The sequence below is a fragment of the Polaromonas sp. P1_E1_2 genome, assembly GCF_056406035.1.
This window is the reverse complement of record NZ_JBFUAZ010000645.1, coordinates 1-2,366: the sequence shown is the minus strand read 5'-3', so window position 1 is coordinate 2,366 and position 2,366 is coordinate 1. Positions and strand designations below refer to the sequence as shown.

Here is a 2,366-nt window from a genome sequence, read left to right as displayed (position 1 = left end):
GACCTGCGTCGGTCTGGACGGGTCGAGCGGTGGCTGCCTCCGGCAGCCACGCGGCCTGCAAGGCACACCAGCGGCCCGGCGAAGCCGGTTCCGCGGTGTCCCTGGCCTTTGCCGTGCGGTTTCATGTGTCGCGGGTGGCGCGCAGCGCAATGGATCACTGAAATGCAAATCACTACCGAACCTMTGGTCGAATTCAAGGACATCCGCAAGGCTTTTGGCGGCGTTCATGCCGTGGACGGCGTGAACCTGAATCTGTACCCAGGCGAAGTTGTCGCCGTCTTGGGCCACAACGGCGCCGGCAAATCCACACTCATGAAAATGCTGGCCGGAGCTTTCCCGATCGATTCGGGCGAGATCCATGTGATGGGGCAGAAAGTAAATCTCCGGACCCCGGCCGATGCACAACACCAGGGCATCGAGACCATCTACCAGACACTGGCTCTCGCCGACAACCTGGACGCCGTGGCCAACCTGTTTCTGGGCCGTGAAAAAATGACGGCCTGGAATACGCTGGACGACTACTTCATGGAGGCACAGGCACGCAAGGTGTTTGGCCGCCTGAATAAAAACTTCACCAACATCCACACCCCGGTGCGGCGCCTGTCGGGCGGGCAGCGCCAGGTGGTGGCCATCTCGCGCGCCATTTATTTCAATGCCCGCATCCTGATCATGGACGAACCCTGCGCCGCCTTGGGGCCGGAGGAGTCCGCCATGGTCGCCAACCTGGTGCTCCAGCTCAAGGCCGAAGGCGTGGGCATTTTCCTGATCACGCATGACATGCAGGATGTTTTTTCGCTCAGCGACCGTCTCTCGGTGATGAAAAACGGCCGCCTGATCGGCACTTACCGCACGGCCGACCTGAACGAAGACCAGATTCTCGGCATGATCATCGCCGGCAAGCAGCCGGAAGGGAAAACACAGGCGCCGCAACGCATTGCCTGAACCATGCCATCGGCCATGAAAACCACAGGTGACCAGCAACTTGTCAAACGCATCAACCGCAGTGTGCTGATGCGCTTGCTGCGCAACCAGCCGGGGCGCTCGCGTGCGCAGCTGGCCAACCATAGCGGGTTGACCAAGTCGACGGTCAGCCTGCTGGTGCGAGAACTTATTGATGAAGGCTGGCTCAGTGAAATCAGCATGGCCGCCGTCAACGGTGTGGGGCGGCCCTCCACGCCCCTGCAAATCGACTGCCGGTCGCGCGGCCTGATTGGTGTGGAAGTGGCAGTCGACACCTTGCGTGTGGTAAGCGTGTCCCTGCTGGGGCAAGTGCTGTGGTCAACGCAAGAACCTTTGCGCGGCACCCGGCCGCAAGACGTCTGCAGCCAGATTGCCGACCTGACAGTAGTGGCCCAGGCGCAGCTGGTATTGCGCGGCGCGCAACTTTCAGGTGTGGGCATCGGCCTGCCCGGCGCGTTTGACGAAACCACCGGTGTGGTTCGCTTTGCCCCCAACCTTGGCTGGCGCAACGTGGACTTCTTGCCGCAGATCACTCAGGCACTGATTCATGCAGGCCTGCCTCCGGTACCGGTGCACGTGCAAAACGAAGCCGACACGGCCGCGCTGAGCGAATACGAATTCTCGGAGAACGACGGCAAGGACTCGCTGATTTTTGTGACCTGCGATGTCGGCGTGGGCGCGGGCATCGTGCTCAACGACCGGTTGTTCACCGGCATGCGGGGCATGGCCGGCGAGATCGGCCACAGCATTCTGGAGCTCGACGGACCCGCGTGCTCCTGCGGACGGCGTGGGTGCGCGGAGGCCTTCATCGGTTCGGGTGCTCTGGGCCAGCTGGCGGACGCTCACCGGTCGGGACACTACCTGGGTGTGCTGCTGCAGAACCTGTGGACCACTTTCGACCCCAGCGTGCTGGTGGTGGGCGGCGCATCCTGCCAGCGTTTTCCGGACATGGTGCGGGTTGCCCAGGAGACGCTGCAAAACTACGCCACCCATGCCGGCGTAACCGCTCCGGTGGTGCGCGTGGCGCGTTACGGCCTGCTGGCTTCAGCGGTAGGTGCTGCAGCCCTGGTGCTTCACCAATATCTGCGTCCCATGCATCCGCGCGGCCGCCTCGTAAGCAATGGCCTCCCGGAGGGCTTCAAGCCCGGGGTGGCGGAATTGGCCGCAGCCTCCTGAAACCATTCGTAGGCCCTCGCTGACACCCATCAGCGCATCTACCCGATAAAGCAGCGGCTCCACGGCACGCATAGTGGGGCCACAACATTTCGTGGAGAAGAAAATGTCTTTTGCGCTTTACATGATCGGTTTCGTGATTTTCCTGGCCGGTGTCATCTGGGGCGCCGTGGTGGCCGGCGTGCCACATCTGTACATCGGGATAGGTGCGCTGATCTTCCTGGGGATTGGAA

The 2,366-nt window shown here is 62.3% G+C and carries 2 protein-coding genes; both read left to right on the top strand.

All coding sequences use genetic code 11. The features are described 5' to 3' along the window. Positions 1-162: 162 nt before the first annotated feature. Positions 163-942: an ATP-binding cassette domain-containing protein gene (locus AC1D1P_RS21205; protein ID WP_477674322.1), complete on the top strand. Its 780-nt coding sequence runs from the start codon at positions 163-165 to the stop codon at positions 940-942. Between the two features lie 15 nt (positions 943-957). Continuing rightward, on the top strand, positions 958-2,136 hold the full coding sequence (locus tag AC1D1P_RS21200) for an ROK family protein (protein ID WP_477669378.1): 1,179 nt from the start codon (positions 958-960) through the stop codon (positions 2,134-2,136). The last annotated feature ends 230 nt before the right edge of the window (positions 2,137-2,366 follow it).